The following is a 14436-nucleotide window of genomic DNA, read 5'->3' on the forward strand; positions in this document are numbered from 1 at the left end:
GGATGCGCATCATGAGCGTCTGCACCGGCAGCCAGCTCACAAACCATCGACAACAGGGAGGACGCAAAAAGTCGCGTCGCGCTTGATAGCTGGTTTCCGGTGGACTCTCAAGCCGGAAACGTCGGCATCGCTCAGAACGGCTTGACGATGACCAGGATCACGATTCCGACCATCAGCAGGGCCGGCACCTCGTTGATGATCCGGTAATAGCGCGCTGACTTGTCGTTGCGATCTTCGGCAAAGGCCCTGACCCGTCCGACCAGGATGCCATGGATGCCGGAGAGGATGACCACGAGCAGAATCTTGCCGTGCAACCAGCCACCCTTGAAGCCGTAGATCGCCCAGGCAAGGTACAGGCCCAGGACCCAGGTCGCGATCATCGCCGGATTGATGATGCCCTTGAGCAGCCGGCGCTCCATGATCTTGAAGGTCTCGGACTGCACGGAGCCGGTCTGCGCCTCCGCATGATAAACCATCAGCCGAGGCAAATAGAGCATGCCGGCCATCCAGGAGATGACCGCCATCACGTGAAATGCCTTGATCCATTCGATCAGCATCACTGCAACCTCATCATGACCTGACAGCCGCAACCAAACGCTCGACATGAGCGATCGGCGTATCCGGCAGGATGCCGTGCCCAAGATTGAAAACGAACGGACCAGCGCCGAAGGACGTACGGATCGCCTCGACCTCCCGCTCCAGATCGGCACCACCAGCCCGGAGAAGTTGCGGGTCAAGATGACCCTGGATCGGCGCAAGCGATTGGATCTGCGTCCGCGCAAATTCGCGATCGATATCCGTCTCGAGCCCGACAGCATCAACCCCGGTCGCCCTGACATAACTGGGGATCAGGCGGCCGGCGCCCCGGGGAAAGCCGATGATCTTTGCCTTGGGATGACGCGCCCGGACCCCGTCGACGATCCGCTTGGTCGGAGCAATGCACCAGCGCGCGAAATCAGCCTCGCCAAGCGAGCCCGCCCAGCTGTCGAAAATCTGCACCGCATCAACGCCGCCATCGATCTGAGCGTTGAGATGAGCGATGGACGCGATCACGATCCGATCGATCAGCCGAGCGAACAGCTCCGGGTCACGGGTGAAAAGTTCTTTGGCCGGACCCTGATCCGGCGTGCCCCGCCCCGCCACCATGTAGGTCGCGACTGTCCAAGGCGCCCCGCAGAAACCGATGAAGCCAGTCTTGTCGGGCAGGGCAGCCTTGACCTTGGCAACCGTTTCGTAGACCGGCGCCAGCACGTCCTGGTCGATCTCCTCATGGATCTCGCCAAGCCTCTTTGCGTCGCCCACTGGCTCCAACCGTGGGCCTTCTCCTTGGACGAACCAGAGCTTCTGGCCGAGCGCATGGGGCACGACAAGGATGTCGCAGAACAGGATCGCTGCGTCGAAATCGAAACGACGGATCGGCTGAAGGGTCACTTCGGTGGCAAAGGCCGGATTGTAGCAAAGCTCGAGAAAGCCACCTGCCTTGGCACGGACCTCGCGGTACTCCGGCAGATAGCGTCCAGCCTGGCGCATCAGCCAGATCGGCGGCGTTGCCATCACCTCGCCCGAAAGGCTCCGCAGGAAAGCCGGATCGTCGTTCGCCATGCCCACTCCGGTCAGCCCTTCAGGTCTGAATCTTAAAAGAATCTTAGAGAGAGATTCTTTTGTTTTGACTCTTGGTCAGGGGCAAATAGCCCGGCCCAACTTTGTCCACAACCGGTCCACAGGGCGAGCCGATGTCGCAGGCTGGAATCAACCGGGGGGTAGGGCGCCTTAACTGATTAGTAAGAAATCAGAATCGGCGTCGGGGCCGCCGATCGTTAAAATGATTCACGTGAAACATCGCCCCACGTGTCCCCAGGGGCCAGCCTGTTGATGGAAAGAGGGACTTATACAGTCGCGCTCCGGGGCGCCGGCCGGATGTTCGGTTGTCCACAGCAGTCCCCATGACCAGCGTGACCCCTCATCGCGGCTAGCGCTGGGGGGTCCCGGTCCAGGACGACGATTTGCATTGCCGATATGGCGCGCTAGAGGTTGCAACTTCGTTAAGCCCCGGGAGCCCACGTGGCGCGCAACTATTTTCATTTGCATCTGGTGTCAGATGCCACCGGCGAGACCCTGATTGCGGTCAGCCGGGCCGCCGCCGCCCAATATGAATCGGTCTCGGCCATCGAGCATGTCTATCCGCTGGTGCGCTCAGAGGCGCAGCTTGCGCGCGTCCTGGCGGAGATCGAATCCTCGCCAGGGGTCGTGCTCTACACTCTCGTCGAAGCGGAGTGGGCGGAGCGGCTCGAGAAATTCTGCCAGGAGCTCGGCTGCCCCTGCCTGTCGGTGCTGAACCCGGTGTTGTCCTTGTTCCAGTCCTATCTCGGTCAGGCGGGGTCGCCGCGGCCGGGCGCGCAGCATGTCCTCAACGCTGAATATTTTCGCCGCATCGACGCGATGAACTACACGCTGATGCATGATGACGGTCAGCTCGGTGGCGACCTGGAAAGCGCGGACATCATTCTCGTCGGCATCAGCCGCACCTCGAAGACACCGACCAGCATCTATCTCGCCAATCGCGGTATCAAGACCGCCAATGTGCCGCTTGTCCCCCATGTGCCTTTGCCGGCCGAGCTCGAGCGGCTCCGAAAGCCGCTGATCGTCGGATTGGTCGCCAGTGCTGAGCGCATTGTGCAGATTCGGCAGAACCGGCTGCTCTCGATGAAGGCGGATGATGAGACACCCTATGTCGACCCGACAGCCGTTGCCGATGAGATCGCACAGTCGCGCAAGCTTTGTGCCCGCCGGGGCTGGCCGGTGATCGATGTCACCCGGCGCTCGATCGAGGAGACTGCGGCAGCCATCCTCGACCTGTTGCGCGACCATCGCATGAAGTTCATCGCGACATGACGAAGAGCCACTCTCTCTGGCGTGCGGCGGAGCCTCTGCTGCTTGCTTCCGGCAGTGCGACCCGGGCAGGCATGCTGCGTGCGGCCGGGATCCCTGTCGACACCCTGAAGCCGGATATCGACGAGCGAGCTGCCGAGGGGCCGCTGCTCGCACAGGGTGTCGAGGGCGAGGCGATCGCAGCGGCGCTTGCCTGCGCCAAGGCGTTGCATGTCTCGGTTATGAAGCCTGGCCGCTTCGTGCTCGGGGCCGACCAGACGTTGACCTGCGAGGGGCAGATCTTTCACAAACCAGAGAATCTCGCTGACGCCGCTGCGCAGATCGCCACTCTGGCCGGGCGTGCGCACGAGCTCCATTCCGCCTTTGTGCTGGCACGCGACGGCGAGATCCTGGCTGAAGGCGGGCAGACTGCACGGCTGACGATGCGGCGACTGGAGCTGGATTTCATCGCGACCTATGTCGAACTCGCTGGCCCGGCGATCCTGACCAGCGTTGGCGGCTATCAGCTCGAGGGCCTCGGCTCCCAGCTCTTCGCTACGATAGAGGGCGACCATTTCACCATTCTCGGCCTTCCGCTCCTTGCCGTACTCGAAGCCCTGCGCGAGCAGGGTGCTCTCATCGATTGATCCGGACATCTGAATTCCATGACCCGTCGCTGCTTCGTCATCGGTCACCCGATCGCCCATTCACGCTCGCCGCTCATTCACGGCAGCTGGATCGCCGAGCATGGGCTCGATGGATCCTATGAACGCATCGATGTCGCACCGGCTGCGCTCCCGTCATTCATTGCCCGGGTCAGGAGCGGAGAATTCGCGGGCGGCAACGTCACGGTTCCGCACAAGGAGGCGTCGCTGGTGCTGGTCGATGACCTCAGCCCCGTCGCCCGCGCGATGGGTGCGGTGAATACGATCTGGCGTGACGATGGTCGCCTATTCGGCGACAACACCGATGCAGCCGGCTTCCTCGCCCATCTCGACGGCAGCGTACCCGGCTGGAGCCAGCGGGTCCGGACAGCTCTCATTCTTGGCTCGGGCGGCGCAGCCCGCGCCATCGGCTTTGGACTGAAGGCACGCGGCCTCGGGCGGATCGTCCTCGTCAACCGCAGCGCGGAACGAGCCACGGAACTCGCCCGGGCGCTCGGAGCTCCGGTCGAGGCGCAAGACTGGTCAAGGCGTCATGACTTGGTCGAAGCGGCCGATCTGATCGTCAACACGACGGCGCTTGGCATGAACGGCAAGCCGCCGCTCGATCTCGATCTCACCAGGCTGCGCCCCGGAACGATCGTTGACGACATCGTCTACGTGCCGTTGCGGACGCCCCTGCTCGAAGAGGCGGAACGTCGCGGCGGTGTTCCGGTCGATGGCCTCGGCATGCTGCTGCATCAGGCCGTTCCCGGTTTCGCGCGCTGGTTCGGTGTGACCCCGAAGGTCACGCCTGCACTGCGGGCCCGGCTCGAAGCCGATATCCTGGGCGCCTGATTCGCTGGGTGCCGCATGACCTTCATCCTGGGACTGACCGGCTCGATCGGCATGGGAAAGTCGACCACCTCGGAGATGTTCCGGGCCCACGGCGTGCCTGTCCATGATGCCGATGCCACCGTCCATGCGCTCTACCGGGGCAGGGCGGTCGCACCGATCGCGGCGGCCTTTCCGCAGGCCGTGGTGAACGGGGCCGTCGATCGTGCCCGACTCTCCGCCATGGTTATGGGCAAGCCCGAAGCCCTGCGCGCGCTGGAAGCGATCATCCATCCTCTGGTGCGGGAGGAGGAGATCGCTTTCATCAAGAACTGCATTGCAGCGGGGAGCGATATCGCCGTCCTCGATGTTCCGCTCCTTCTAGAGGTTGGAGCCGGAAACCGCTGTGACGCCGTCGTCGTAATCACGGCATCAGCCGCAGTGCAGCGCGCCCGCGTCCTGGCGCGTCCGGAAATGACGGCGGAGAAGCTGGACGCGATCCTGGCGCGCCAGATGCCGGATGCCGAGAAGCGCCGGCACGCCCACTTCCTTGTGGACACCTCACATGGCTTGCTGGTGGCACGCAGGCAGGTCCGCTCTATCCTCCAGGCATTGGCCGGCCGTCCTGGCCGGAGCCGGCAAGAAAAGGCGTCCAGGCATGCGTGAGATCGTCCTCGATACCGAGACGACCGGCGTCGAAGCCAATGGCGGCGATCGCGTCGTTGAAATCGGTTGCGTCGAACTGGTCAATCACTGCCCATCTGGCCGGACCTTCCATCAATACATCAACCCCGAGCGGGCGATGGCGGAAGGCGCCTTCAAGGTCCACGGACTGTCCGATGCCTTCCTGGCGGACAAGCCCGTCTTCGCGGCCATTGCCGAGGAGTTTGCAGCCTTCATCGATGGCGCACGGCTCGTCATCCACAACGCGTCCTTCGACGTCGGCTTCCTGAACATGGAGATGAGGCGCGTCGGCCGGGGCCCGATCGAGCCTTCGCTGGTCGTCGATACGCTGGCGATGGCGCGGCGCAAGCATCCCGGAGCCTCGAACAGTCTCGATGCGCTTTGCCAGCGCTACGGCATCGACAATACCAGGCGTACCCAGCACGGCGCGCTGCTCGATTCCGAGATTCTCGCCGAGGTCTATATCGAACTGATCGGCGGCAAACAGGCCGATCTCGGACTTGGCGTGGTCACTGCTGCCGGTCCCGGCAATGGTCTCGCCGATCTTTCAGAGCGGCCGCAGCGCCAGCGCCCGCTCGCGTCTTGCCTCGACGAGGCGGCAATGGCCGCTCATGAGAGCTTCATCCTGACCCTGAAGACACCGCTCTGGAGCGGCTATCTCGGTCTGGCCAAGGAGAGCTGAGCCGCCTCACGCGGCTCAGCTTCGTCGGTCAGTCGCGGCGGCGATCGGCGCGACGCGACATCATGTTGAGGCCCTCGATCAGCGCCGAGAAGGCCATGGCGGCGTAGATATAGCCCTTCGGGATATGGGCGCCGAAACCCTCGCCGATCAGCGTGGCGCCGATCATCAGCAGGAAGCCGAGCGCCAGCATCACGATCGTCGGGTTCTTCTCGATGAACTTCGCCAGCGGGTCGGCGGCGAGCAGCATCACCAGCACGGCGACGATCACCGCAATCATCATCACCGGGACATGCTCGGTCATGCCGACGGCTGTGATGATGCTGTCGATCGAGAAGACGAGATCAAGCAGCAGGATCTGGAAGATCGCGGCGCCGAAGGTCACGGTTGCAGCCCGGCCGCCGTCGAAGACATCGGGTCCGTGATTGACGTCGACCTTGTGATGGATTTCCGTCGTCGCCTTCCAGACCAGGAAGAGGCCGCCGGCGATCAGGATGAAATCGCGCCAGGAGAAGGCCTTGCCGAAGAGCGAAACGATCGGCTCCGTCAATTGCACGATGAAGGCGACGGTGCCGAGCAGCGCGAGACGCATGAACAGGGCGAGCCCGATGCCGATCTTGCGGCCGAGCGAGCGTTGCTCCTCGGGCAGTTTGTTGGTCAGGATCGAGATGAAGATCAGATTGTCGATGCCGAGGACAACCTCCATGGCGATCAGTGCCCCGAGAGCCGCCCAGACGGCGGGGTCGGCAGCAAGCGTCATCAGATGGTCCATCGGGTCTCCACATAGCAAAAGGCGGGCGCCGGATTGGCGCCCGCTTCAATGAACGTGGGAGATGGAGGCTGCCTTGCCGATGCGCAAGGCGTTGCGAAATGCGCGCGATTATTGATTGAAATGCAAGAAAGGGCCCGTGAGGGCCCTTTCGATATCGTTGGCTTGCAGAGGCAGCAGGCTGGCTCAGGCGTTGGGTGCCTGCGGCTGCTGGGCCTGAAGCTCCTGCATGCGCTGCTGATACAGCATCGCGAAATCGATCTGCGGAACATAGAAGGGCGGGAAGCCGCCGGTCTGGACCGCATCCGCGATGATCTGGCGCGCGAACGGGAACAGCAGCCGCGCACAATCGATCACGAGAACGGGATGAATGTGCTCCTGCGGGATGTTCAGCAGCCGGAACACACCGGCATAGCTGAGATCGAACGCAAACAGCGTCTCGTTGTTCAGGACGGCCTTGCCCTCGAGCTGGAGCACGGTCTCGTAATCGGTCTCCGACAGCGCGGTGGTCGAGACATTGACCTGCAGGGACATCTGCGGGCCCTGCTCGTTCTGCTGGCCGAGCGCGCGGGGCGCCTTCGGATTCTCGAAGGAGAAGTCCTTGGTGTACTGGATCAGCGCATTCATGCTCGGCTGAGCGTTTGCCTCGCTCGCGCCGTTGCCGTTGGGGATGTCGTTGGCCATCGGTCCCATCATCGTCTGGCAGGCTTTAATCGGGAAATCCCACGCCTTGCCGGCGCCCGGGACTGCGCACCGCTCCCCGGTGCAATGCCTGCGTCGGCTATCATGGAGCTTCCTCAGGCACAAGAAGCCGCCTTCACAAGCTCGGGGGTGGATGTTACGAGCCTTGATCACCATATCGCATGCGGCGGCCGGCCGACCGCCGCCGTTGATGCGAGGCGGTCACTGGGGTTCCGGATCAGCGTTCGATGCAAAATTCCTTCGACATGACGACTTTGGTCTTCCTGGCTCTGGCCGTTTTCGTCGCCTGGAAGCTTCGCTCCGTGCTTGGCCAGAAGACCGGCAGCGAGCAGCCGCCAAAGGATCCCTTCGCCCGGCGTGAGACACCGCCGATGCGTCCTGATCAGCCCGGCGCTCCCGAAGCCAAGCGCGACAACGTCATTCGCCTGCCGGGCGCAGCCAATGATCCCGCCGCGACGGTCGTTCCGGCGGCCGAGCGCTGGAAGGATATTGCGCCTGCGGATTCGCCGATCATTGCCGGCATCGAGGCCATCGTTCGCCAGGAGCAGGATTTCGACCCGAAGGGTTTCCTGCAGGGTGCGAAATCCGCTTATGAGACCATCGTCACCGCTTTCGCCCGCGGTGACCGCAAGGTCCTGAAGGGCCTCCTCGCCAAGGAGGTCTATGATGGCTTCGAGCAGGCGATCACCGATCGTGAGAAGCGCGGCGAGAAAGCGGAATCCTCCTTCGTTTCGATCGACAAGGCCGAAATCACGGCCGTCGACGTCAAGGGCAAGACGGCTCAGGTGACGATCGCTTTCGTCTCGCAGCTGATCAGTGTTGTCCGTGATGCGCAGGGCGTCGTGGTGGATGGCAGCGCCGAGGCGGTCTCGGAGGTCAACGATATCTGGACCTTCTCGCGCCAGCTCGGCAGCCGCGACCCGAATTGGCTTTTGGTCGCGACCGAAGCCGGCGCGTGACGCGTGGCCTCGGGCGCATTGCGCTGGTGGCCGCCATGTTGTCCGCTGCAATGACACAGGCGCCCGCCGGTCCGAGCTTGCCGCCTGGCGCCCGTGCAGATTCCGTCTCTCCCGGCGCCATTCCAGGATGGCGCGATGACGATCACCGCATTGCGCTTGCGATTTTCGCAGCTGGCTGCGCCGCCGATCCGCCGCTTCGGCAAGGCGCGCCGATCCCCGCCGCCCTCGCCGGTATCTGCGCCGAAGCCGGCAGGCTGACGGCGCGCGGGCCGATCGACCGGACGGCGGCGCGGCGCTTCTTCGAGGAGCGTTTCAGTTTCTGGCGCATTCGGCCGAGCGGCGCCGAGCGCGGCTTCATGACCGGCTATTTCGAGCCGGAGTTCGAGGGCTCGCTCACCCGCTCCGCCCAGTTCCCGACGCCGCTTTATGCCCGCCCTGCGGATCTGGTGACGCGACTTGCAGGCGACGCCTGGCCTGGGCTGGAACCTGACTTGTCGGCCGCCCGCCGTACCTCCAGGGGCCTCGAACCTTATCCCGATCGGGCGGCGATCGAGAGCGGCGCGCTCGATGGGCAGGGCCTGGAAATCGCGTGGCTGCGCGATCCGGTCGACCGCTTCGTCTTGCAGGTGCAAGGCTCCGGCCGGGTTCGGTTGCAGGACGGCAGGGTCGTGCGGCTGGTCTATTCCGGTCGCAACGGCCACGCCTATACCTCGCTCGGCCGGGTGCTCAGCGAGCGCGAGAACATCCCGCCGGCCGAGATGACCATGGACAAGCTGGTCGCCCGGTTGAAGGCCGATGCGGGTTTTGCCCGCGATCTGATCCGGCTGAACCGTTCCTTCGTCTTCTTTGCCCGCAAGGACGACTTGCCGGCCGCGTCGGGGCCGATTGGCGGCGCGGGTCTGGCTCTGACGCCGCTGCGTAGCATCGCCGTCGACCGCGCTATCTGGCCCTACGGATTGCCGGCCTGGATCGATGCGACAATTCCCACGGGCATCGGCGACATGGAGCGGCTGTCACGCCTGATGATTGCGCAGGATACGGGATCGGCCATTGTCGGACCGTCGCGGGTCGACCTGTTTGTTGGTTCGGGCCAGGCGGCAGGTCATCGCGCCGGGCTGGTCCGCCATTCCTTTGACTTCACGGTGCTCTGGCCGCGGGCGGAGGCGCGCTGAGCGATGCGCCGCCGTCGCGAGAAGACCTTGTCGGAGGCCGACATTGCCCTGTGGCGGCAGGTTGCGCGTTCGGTGACGCCACTGCCGGGGCGTGCCGCGCCGCCCCCTGAGGAGCCCACAGCGGCCCCAGTGCCACCTCCTACTGAGGCTGCCGCCCCTGTCCTGATCGTCGCCGTCAAACCGGCCAGGACCACCCCGCCGCCACTGGCGCCGCTCGAGCGCCGCCTGCGCACCCAGTTGCGTCGTGGAACCCAATCCGTCGAGGCGGTGATTGACCTGCATGGCCTGCGGCAGGATGCTGCTCATGCAGCTTTATGTGCCTTTTTGCGCCGCGAGCAGGCGCGCGGCACCAGGCTGGCTCTGGTCGTCACGGGCAAGGGCGCCGCGGGCGACGCGATCTTCGGCGAAGAGCGTGGCGTCCTGCGCCGCAGCGTGCCGCACTGGTTGCGGCTACCGGATCTGCGCCCTTTCGTCGTCGGCTTCGAGGAGGCAGAGCAGCGCCATGGCGGCGCCGGCGCGCTTTATATCCGTCTGCGCCGGCACCGTGAGAGCGGCGCGTGACACCCTTTGGCCAGCGCGTTCGGGAGCTGCGCGCAGCGCGCGGCGTGACGCTGGCCGGAATGGCGGCGGCGCTGGGGGTCACTCCGGCCTATCTCTCGGCCCTTGAGCATGGCAAGCGCGGCCAGCCGACCTTTGCGCTGATCCAGGGCGTGATCCATCTGCTCGGCGTGATCTGGGACGAGGCTGACGAACTCGTTCGTCTCGCCGAGCTCTCCCACCCCCGCATCACGGTCGATACTGCGGGACTCGCACCGGAGGCGACGCTGGTCGCCAACCGGCTTGCCCTTGAGATCGCCGAACTCGGTCCCGACGAACTTGCCGCGCTGCGCGCCGTGCTTGACCAAGCCAGCCGCCGGCGCGGCCGCGCTTGACCGCATCGGGTCCTGATGCGAAACGCCCATCATTCGTCCTATCCTCGCCAACCCACGGAACTCCTTCATGAAAAATGCCCGTTATGATGTCCTGGCGCTCGGCAACGCCATCGTCGATGTCATCGCTCGCGCGGAAGAGGATTTTCTGGTCGCGCATGAGCTGACCAAGGGCGCGATGATGCTGATCGACGAGCCCCGTGCCGAGACGCTCTACGCGGCAATGGGCCCGGCCAAGGTCATCTCGGGTGGTTCCGCCGCCAACACCATCGCGGGCCTTGCCTCCTTTGGCGGCAAGGGCGCCTTCATCGGCAAGGTGAAGCAGGACGAGCTCGGCAAGCTCTACCGTCATGACCTGACCTCGCAGGGCGTCAGCTTCGATACCGCTTTCGCCGCCGACGGTCCGGCGACGGCGCGGTCCTTCATCTTCGTCACGCCTGATGGCGAGCGCACGATGAACACCTATCTTGGTGCCTGTCAGGGCCTGACTGTCGCGGATGTCGACAAGGATACGGTCCAGAACGCCGACATCATCTATCTCGAGGGCTATCTCTGGGATCCGCCGGCGGCCAAGGAAGCCTTCCGCAAGGCCTCGGAGTTTGCCCATGCAGCTGGCGGCCGTGTCGCGATCACCCTCTCGGATTCCTTCTGCGTCGATCGTTATCGCGACGAATTCCTCGGGCTGATCCGCAACCGGCTGGTCGATATCGTCTTCGCGAATGAGCACGAGCTGAAGAGCCTCTACCAGACCGGCGACTTCGACAGCGCGCTCGCTGCGCTGCGCGCGGAGAATATCGTTGCGGCGGTGACGCGCTCGGAGAAGGGCGCTCTGGCGGTGACGCCGGACGGCATCGTGGCCGAACCGGTCTTCCCGGTGGAGCGCATCGTCGATTCGACCGGCGCTGGCGACCTCTTCGCCGCGGGCTTCCTCTTCGGCCTGACCTCGGGTCGCGAGGTGCGGGACTCGCTGCGGCTCGGCGCGCTCGCCGCTGCCGAGATCATCAGCCATGTCGGCGCAAGGCCGGATGTGAACCTGAAGGTGCTGGCGGGCGACAACGGCCTGCTGTGAACTGATCGGGTTTCAGGCTCGGGGTGTCATGGTCGGGCCGGCCCCGAGCTTGACACCCTTTTTCATGAGCCGCGTCACAAGACGCGGCTGCTCGGCAGGAACGCCGCGCAGGACGATTCAGTAGAGCGTCGCCTTCACGCGCTCCGGCAGCGCCTTGTCATAGGCAGCGCCGTCAAAGGTCTCGATCGCCTCATTCCGCGCCGTGATGTCACGCAGGATCTGTCCGGCGCTTGGCAGCTCACGCCTCTCGGCATGCTTGGCCGGGTTCCAAAGGTCGGCCCGGACCACGGCGCGTGAGCATTGGAAGTAGACCCGTTCCACATCGACCACGATCACGCAGGCCGGCAGCTTTCCGGCCATCTCGAAGCGCGCGCAGAGCTCGGGGTCGGTCGACAGGGTCGCTGTGCCGTTCACCCGAAGGGTTTCGCCGTAACCGGGGATCAGAAAGAGCATTCCGATTCTCGGGTCGAACAGGATATTTCTTAACGAATCCAGGCGGTTATTGCCCTTTCTGTCCGGAATCAGGAGCGTTTTCGCGTCCCGGACCGTGACAAAGCCCGGCAAATCCCCGCGCGGCGAACAATCCAGGCCCTCCGGACCGTTGGTTGCGAGCACCATGAAGGGCGAGGCGGCGATCAGCGCAGCATAGTTCTCGTCGACATGGTCGATCTCCTTGGCGATCGAGGCCGGCGCGACTGGGTTGGGATATCGGGCGGCGAGCGTCTCGAGCGACGTGATGCTGTGGTCGGTCATGCCGATCTCCAAGAACCAATAAGTCTAGACTATTGCCAGGCGAGCGAGAGCGCCAGCCATCTTCGCACCGCAAAACAGAAAACGCCCCGCATCGTGAGATGCAGGGCGTCCTTTAGTCAGTCGATGAAGCCGGAGCTTACTCGCTGGCGGACTGCTTCTCGCGGGCCTTCTCGGCGTCGCGGGCAGCCTTGAGCTTCTCGGTCAGATCCTCGCCCGTCTCCTGGTCGACGACCTTCATCGAGAGGCGGATCTTGCCGCGCTCGTCCTGGCCGAGGAACTTCACCTTGACCTTGTCGCCTTCCTTGACGACGTCCGAGACCTTCTGGACGCGCTGGGCGGCCAGCTCGGAAATGTGAACAAGGCCGTCCTTGGCGCCGAAGAAGTTCACGAAGGCGCCGAACTCCATGATCTTCACCACGGTGCCGTCATAGATCATGCCGGGCTCGGCTTCCGAGACGATCGACTTGATCCACTTGATCGCGGCTTCAATCGACTTGCCGTCGGCCGAGGCGATCTTGATGGTGCCGTCGTCCTCGATGTTCACCTTGGCGCCGGTCTTCTCGACGATCTCGCGGATGACCTTGCCGCCCGAACCGATGACTTCACGGATCTTGTCGACCGGGATCTTCATCGTCTCGATGCGCGGGGCATATTCGCCGAGCTGGGCGCGCGAGGTGGAGAGCGCCTTGGACATCTCGCCGAGGATGTGGTCACGACCGCCCTTGGCCTGGCCAAGCGCGACCTGCATGATCTCCTCGGTGATGCCGGCGATCTTGATGTCCATCTGCAGCGAGGTGATACCCGCAGCGGTACCGGCCACCTTGAAGTCCATGTCGCCGAGATGATCCTCGTCGCCGAGGATGTCGGAGAGCACCGCGAAGCGCTCGCCTTCCAGGATCAGGCCCATGGCGATGCCCGCAACCGGAGCCTTCAGCGGCACGCCGGCATCCATCAGCGCCAGCGAGGTGCCGCAGACGGTGGCCATCGAGGAGGAGCCGTTCGACTCGGTGATCTCCGAGACGACGCGGATCGTGTAGGGGAACTCGCCCTTGGCCGGCAGCATCGGACGGATCGCGCGCCAGGCGAGCTTGCCATGGCCGATCTCGCGGCGGCCGGGCGAACCCATCCGGCCGGTCTCGCCGACGGAGTAGGGAGGGAAATTGTAGTGCAGCAGGAAGGTTTCCTTGTAGGTGCCTTCCAGCGAGTCGATGAACTGCTCGTCGTCGCCGGTGCCGAGCGTGGTCACGACCAGCGCCTGGGTTTCGCCGCGGGTGAACAGCGACGAGCCGTGGGTGCGCGGCAGGATGCCCGCTTCCGCCACGATCTTGCGGACCGTCTTGACGTCGCGACCGTCGATGCGGATGCCGTCGTCGAGGATGTTCCAGCGCACGATCTTGGCCTGGGCTTCCTTGAACTGGCCGGCGACCTGCTCCTTGGTGAAGGTCTTCACGCCATCTGGCTCAGCCGAGACCAGCGCCTCGACGACCTTCGCCTTGACGGCGTCGACAGCCTTATAGCGCTCTGCCTTGGCGGTGATCTTGTAGGCGGCGCGGAGCTCGGCTTCGCCGACCTTGAGCACGGCATCAAGGATCGCCGACTGGTCGGCCGGCTGGAAGTCGCGCGGCTCCTTGGCGGCCTTTTCAGCGAGACGGATGATGGCGTCGATCACCGGCTGGAAATGCTTGTGGCCGAACATCACGGCGCCGAGCATGATCTCTTCGGAGAGTTCCTTGGCTTCCGACTCGACCATCAGGACGGCGTCCTGGGTACCGGCGACGACGAGGTCGAGGCTCGATTCCTTGATCTCGTCGACCAGCGGGTTGAGCTTGTAGGCGCCGTCGAAATAACCGACGCGGGCGGCGCCGACCGGGCCCATGAAGGGCACGCCGGACAGGGTCAGCGCGGCCGAAGCTGCGACCATCGCGACGATGTCGGGATCGTTCTCCAGGTCATGCTGGAGCACGGTGCAGACCACCTGGGTGTCGTTCTTGTAGCCGTCAGCGAAAAGCGGGCGGATCGGCCGGTCGATCAGGCGGGAGACCAGGGTCTCCTTCTCGCTCGGGCGGCCTTCGCGCTTGAAATAGCCGCCCGGGATGCGGCCGGCGGCGAAGGTCTTTTCCTGGTAGTTCACGGTCAGCGGGAAGAAGTCGAAGCCTGGCTTCGGCTCCTTGGCCGAGACGACGGTGGCGAGCACGACGGTCTCGCCATAGGTGGCGAGCACGGCGCCGTCGGCTTGGCGGGCGACCTTGCCGGTTTCGAGCACGAGCTTGCGCCCGCCCCAGATCAGCTCTTCGGTTTGGATGTCGAACATGGTTCTCTTTCGGATCGGATGTGGCACACGTCCGGACGTCTCAAGCCCATGGGCAAGACGGCGGAA

16 protein-coding genes are annotated in these 14436 nt (G+C 64.4%); 10 read left to right on the forward strand and 6 right to left on the reverse strand.

Going from position 1 to position 14436, the window contains the following annotated elements:
• Positions 1-131: 131 nt before the first annotated feature.
• Both hemJ and hemE read right to left on the reverse strand, forming a co-directional pair.
• Positions 132-557, reverse strand: coding sequence for a protoporphyrinogen oxidase HemJ (hemJ, locus tag AB4099_RS13550; protein ID WP_113515718.1), 426 nt, complete (start codon positions 555-557; stop codon positions 132-134).
• Between the two features lie 13 nt (positions 558-570).
• The gene (gene hemE / locus AB4099_RS13555) at positions 571-1602 is read right to left on the reverse strand and encodes a uroporphyrinogen decarboxylase (RefSeq protein ID WP_441478474.1); all 1032 of its coding nucleotides are present in this window, start codon (positions 1600-1602) and stop codon (positions 571-573) included.
• A gap of 459 nt (positions 1603-2061) precedes the next feature.
• Here hemE and AB4099_RS13560 point away from each other — a divergent pair, with 459 nt between their 5' ends.
• From AB4099_RS13560 to dnaQ, 5 genes are read left to right on the forward strand one after another with little or no spacing between them, the layout of a single operon-like run.
• Positions 2062-2892, forward strand: coding sequence for a pyruvate, water dikinase regulatory protein (locus tag AB4099_RS13560; protein ID WP_113515716.1), 831 nt, complete (start codon positions 2062-2064; stop codon positions 2890-2892).
• Entirely contained in the window at positions 2889-3515 is a 627-nt protein-coding gene (locus AB4099_RS13565) for a Maf family protein (protein ID WP_441478475.1), read from the forward strand. Before AB4099_RS13560 ends, AB4099_RS13565 begins: the two co-directional genes overlap by 4 nt.
• Before the next feature lie 18 nt (positions 3516-3533).
• On the forward strand, positions 3534-4367 hold the full coding sequence (locus AB4099_RS13570) for a shikimate dehydrogenase (RefSeq protein ID WP_441478476.1): 834 nt from the start codon (positions 3534-3536) through the stop codon (positions 4365-4367).
• A gap of 15 nt (positions 4368-4382) precedes the next feature.
• Positions 4383-5009 carry a dephospho-CoA kinase gene (gene coaE, locus AB4099_RS13575; protein ID WP_441478477.1) on the forward strand — a complete coding sequence of 209 codons (627 nt, stop codon included), beginning with the start codon at positions 4383-4385 and terminating at the stop codon, positions 5007-5009.
• Positions 5002-5709: a DNA polymerase III subunit epsilon gene (dnaQ, locus tag AB4099_RS13580; RefSeq protein WP_441478478.1), complete on the forward strand. Its 708-nt coding sequence runs from the start codon at positions 5002-5004 to the stop codon at positions 5707-5709. The genes coaE and dnaQ overlap by 8 nt, the downstream gene beginning before the upstream one ends.
• A gap of 28 nt (positions 5710-5737) precedes the next feature.
• Here the strand turns inward: dnaQ and AB4099_RS13585 are convergent, their stop codons facing one another.
• Both AB4099_RS13585 and secB read right to left on the reverse strand, forming a co-directional pair.
• Entirely contained in the window at positions 5738-6478 is a 741-nt protein-coding gene (locus tag AB4099_RS13585; RefSeq protein ID WP_441478479.1) for a TerC family protein, read from the reverse strand.
• Between the two features lie 183 nt (positions 6479-6661).
• Complete coding sequence (secB, locus tag AB4099_RS13590) at positions 6662-7159, reverse strand: protein-export chaperone SecB (RefSeq protein WP_069878580.1); 498 nt, start codon at positions 7157-7159, stop codon at positions 6662-6664.
• 245 nt (positions 7160-7404) lie between these two features.
• Between secB and AB4099_RS13595 the strand changes: the two genes are divergently transcribed.
• The 5 genes from AB4099_RS13595 (at position 7405) to AB4099_RS13615 (ending at position 11306) form a co-directional block, all read left to right on the forward strand.
• Positions 7405-8136 carry a Tim44/TimA family putative adaptor protein gene (locus AB4099_RS13595; RefSeq protein WP_113515710.1) on the forward strand — a complete coding sequence of 244 codons (732 nt, stop codon included), beginning with the start codon at positions 7405-7407 and terminating at the stop codon, positions 8134-8136.
• Positions 8133-9308: a murein transglycosylase A gene (gene mltA, locus AB4099_RS13600; protein WP_441478480.1), complete on the forward strand. Its 1176-nt coding sequence runs from the start codon at positions 8133-8135 to the stop codon at positions 9306-9308. The genes AB4099_RS13595 and mltA overlap by 4 nt, the downstream gene beginning before the upstream one ends.
• A 3-nt stretch (positions 9309-9311) precedes the next feature.
• Entirely contained in the window at positions 9312-9869 is a 558-nt protein-coding gene (locus tag AB4099_RS13605) for a Smr/MutS family protein (RefSeq protein WP_441478481.1), read from the forward strand.
• On the forward strand, positions 9866-10240 hold the full coding sequence (locus AB4099_RS13610; protein WP_113515708.1) for a helix-turn-helix domain-containing protein: 375 nt from the start codon (positions 9866-9868) through the stop codon (positions 10238-10240). Before AB4099_RS13605 ends, AB4099_RS13610 begins: the two co-directional genes overlap by 4 nt.
• Before the next feature lie 67 nt (positions 10241-10307).
• On the forward strand, positions 10308-11306 hold the full coding sequence (locus AB4099_RS13615; RefSeq protein ID WP_113515707.1) for an adenosine kinase: 999 nt from the start codon (positions 10308-10310) through the stop codon (positions 11304-11306).
• 117 nt (positions 11307-11423) lie between these two features.
• On the opposite strand, the gene AB4099_RS13620 is transcribed toward AB4099_RS13615, so the two are convergent.
• Both AB4099_RS13620 and pnp read right to left on the reverse strand, forming a co-directional pair.
• Positions 11424-12059, reverse strand: a complete 636-nt coding sequence (locus AB4099_RS13620; protein ID WP_113515706.1) for a pyridoxamine 5'-phosphate oxidase family protein — start codon at positions 12057-12059, stop codon at positions 11424-11426.
• Between the two features lie 136 nt (positions 12060-12195).
• The gene (gene pnp, locus AB4099_RS13625) at positions 12196-14370 is read right to left on the reverse strand and encodes a polyribonucleotide nucleotidyltransferase (RefSeq protein WP_043239101.1); all 2175 of its coding nucleotides are present in this window, start codon (positions 14368-14370) and stop codon (positions 12196-12198) included.
• Positions 14371-14436: the final 66 nt, after the last annotated feature.

This window comes from Allobosea sp. 2KB_26, assembly GCF_052115715.1.
In the GTDB taxonomy this organism is placed as follows: Bacteria; Pseudomonadota; Alphaproteobacteria; order Rhizobiales; family Beijerinckiaceae; genus Allobosea.